We start from the raw sequence: 3,548 nt of genomic DNA on the forward strand, positions 1-3,548 counted from the left end.
CCGCACCAGACAACATCTACGCCACCAATCCACCCGTGACCAACAGCATCACGGCCACCAACGGTGGTAACTACGAGAACCTGGTCACTGCCGGTACGCCAAGCACCACCGTCACTGACGGCCCAGGCACCAGCACCACCACGACTGTAGCCCTGAGTGCGACGCCGACCGTGGCCGAGGGTGGTCAGATCGTCTACACCGCAACCCTGACCAATGCTGCGCAGACGCCAGTGAGCGTGACCTTGAGCAACGGCTCGGTGATCACCATCGCCGCAGGCCAGACCTCTGGTTCTGTCAACGTCGCTGCGCCTGGCGACGATCCGTACATCGACGCCGGTTCGGTCAATGCGACCATCACCGGTGCTACCGGTGGCAACTTCGAAAATCTGGCGGTTAACGGGACGCCAGCGGTCACTGCCGTTACCGATACTATCGATACGTCGACAGTCACACTGACTGCCACGCCATCGGTTACCGAAGGTAGTGTGATCACTTACACCGCCAGCGTGACTGCGCCAGTCACCGGTTCGGCACTGGTCGTGACCTTGGCCAATGGCCAGACCATCACCATTCCAGTCGGCCAGTCGTCCGGTACCGTCGATGCGACCGCGCCGGATAACATCTACGCTACCAACCCGCCTGTGACCAATAGCATCACGGCTACCAACGGTGGCAATTACGAGAATCTGGTCACTGCCGGTACGCCGAGCACCACCGTGACTGATGGGCCTGGCACCAGCGCCACCACGACCGTCGCCTTGAGTGCGACGCCGACGGTTGCCGAAGGCGGCCAGATCGTCTACACCGCGACCCTGACCAATGCCGCGCAGACGCCGGTTAGCGTGACCTTGAGCAACGGCTCGGTGATCACCATCGCCGCAGGCCAGACCTCTGGTTCTGTCAACGTCGCTGCGCCTGGCGACGATCCGTACATCGACGCCGGTTCGGTCAATGCGACCATCACCGGTGCTACCGGTGGCAACTTCGAAAATCTGGCGGTTAACGGGACGCCAGCGGTCACTGCCGTTACCGATACTATCGATACGTCGACAGTCACACTGACTGCCACGCCATCGGTTACCGAAGGTAGTGTGATCACTTACACCGCCAGCGTGACTGCGCCAGTCACCGGTTCGGCACTGGTCGTGACCTTGGCCAATGGCCAGACCATCACCATTCCAGTCGGCCAGTCGTCCGGTACCGTCGATGCGACCGCGCCGGATAACATCTACGCTACCAACCCGCCTGTGACCAATAGCATCACGGCTACCAACGGTGGCAATTACGAGAATCTGGTCACTGCCGGTACGCCGAGCACCACCGTGACTGATGGGCCTGGCACCAGCGCCACCACGACCGTCGCCTTGAGTGCGACGCCGACGGTTGCCGAAGGCGGCCAGATCGTCTACACCGCGACCCTGACCAATGCCGCGCAGACGCCGGTTAGCGTGACCTTGAGCAACGGCTCGGTGATCACCATCGCCGCAGGCCAGACCTCTGGTTCTGTGAACGTGGCTGCGCCTGGCGATGACCCGTACATCGATGCCGGTTCGGTCAATGCGACCATTACCGGTGCTACTGGTGGCAACTTCGAAAACCTGGCAATCAATGGCACGCCAGCAGTGACTGCTGTCACTGACACTATCGACACTTCGACGGTGACGCTGACCGCGACGCCTTCGGTCACCGAAGGCGGGGTGATTACCTACACCGCCAGCGTGACTGCGCCCGTTACCGAAGCGCCGCTGGTCGTGACCTTGGCTAATGGCCAGACCATCACCATCCCAGTCGGCGCAAGTTCGGGTTCGGTGAACTTCACCGCGCCGGACAACGTGTACGCCACCAATCCGCCTGTGACCAACAGCATCACGGCCACCAGCGGCGGCAACTACGAGAACCTGGTTGCTGCGGGTACGCCAAGCACCACCGTGACTGATGGTCCAGGTACCAGCACCACGACGACCGTTGCCCTGAGCGCCACGCCAACCGTGGCCGAAGGTGGCCAGATCGTTTACACCGCGACGCTGACCAATGCTGCGCAAACACCAGTGAGCGTGACCTTGAGCAACGGCTCGGTGATCACCATCGCAACCGGCCAGACTGCCGGCAGCATCACGGTTGCAGCACCTGGCGATGACCCGTACATCGATGCCGGCTCGATTAGCACGACTATCACCGGTGCCACTGGCGGTAACTTCGAGAACCTGGCTGTCAGCGGTACGCCAGCAGTCACTGCCGTCACCGATACCATCGACACGTCGACGGTCACACTGACTGCCACCCCGTCGGTCACCGAAGGCGGCGTCATCACCTACACCGCCAGCGTCACTGCTCCGGTTACCGAGGCCCCGCTGGTTGTGACCCTGGCTAACGGCCAGACCATAACCATTCCAGTCGGCGCCAGCTCGGGTTCGGTGAACTTCACCGCCCCGGACAACGTGTACGCCACCAATCCGCCTGTGATCAACAGCATCACGGCCACTAGCGGCGGCAATTACGAAAACCTGGTCACTACCGGCACGCCAAGCACTACTGTGATTGACGGTCCAGGTACCAGCACCACAACGACCGTGGCGTTGACTGCTACACCGACCGTGGCCGAAGGCGGCCAGATCGTTTACACCGCGACGCTGACCAACGCTGCGCAAACACCAGTGAGCGTGACCCTGAGCAACGGCTCGGTCATCACTATCGCCGCAGGCCAGACCTCTGGCTCGGTGAACGTCGCAGCACCTAGTGACGACCCGTACATCGATGCCGGCTCGATTAGCACGACTATCACCGGCGCTACCGGCGGTAACTTCGAGAACCTGGCCGTCAGCGGTACGCCAGCAGTCACTGCCGTTACCGATACCATCGATACTTCGACGGTGACCCTGACTGCCACGCCTTCGGTGACCGAAGGTGGTGTGATTACCTACACCGCCAGCGTTACTGCTCCGGTCACCGAGACGCCGCTGGTCGTAACTCTGGCCAATGGCCAGACCATCACCATCCCGGTCGGAGCAAGCTCGGGCTCGGTGAACTTCACCGCGCCGGACAACGTGTACGCCACCAATCCGCCCGTGACCAACAGCATCACAGTCACTAGCGGCGGCAACTACGAGAACTTGGTCACTGCCGGTACGCCGAGCACCACTGTGACTGACGGCTCAAGCACCAGCACCACGACGACTGTAGCGTTGACTGCCACGCCGACCGTGGCCGAGGGCGGTCAGATCGTCTACACCGCAACGCTGACCAACGCTGCGCAGACGCCAGTGACCGTGACCCTGAGCAACGGCTCCGTGATCACCATCGCGGCCGGCCAGACCGCAGGCAGCATCACGGTTGCAGCACCTGGCGATGACCCGTACATCGATGCGGGTTCGGTCAATGCGACCATCACCGGTGCTACTGGTGGCAACTTCGAGAACCTAGCAGTCAACGGCACCCCTGCGGTGACATCGGTTACCGATACCATCGATACCAGCACCGTAACGCTGACGGCGACCCCATCGGTCACCGAAGGTGGCGTGATCACCTACACCGCGAGCGTGACTGCACCC

1 protein-coding gene is annotated in these 3,548 nt (G+C 62.0%); it reads left to right on the forward strand.

Annotated elements, in window-relative coordinates; all coding sequences use genetic code 11:
- Nucleotides 1-3,548, forward strand: a 3,548-nt coding sequence (locus G7007_RS21530; protein ID WP_375139516.1) for a beta strand repeat-containing protein, incomplete at both ends; no start/stop codon positions are given.

It is taken from the genome of Pseudomonas entomophila (genome assembly GCF_013523125.1).
In the GTDB taxonomy this organism is placed as follows: Bacteria; Pseudomonadota; Gammaproteobacteria; order Pseudomonadales; family Pseudomonadaceae; genus Aquipseudomonas; species Aquipseudomonas entomophila_B.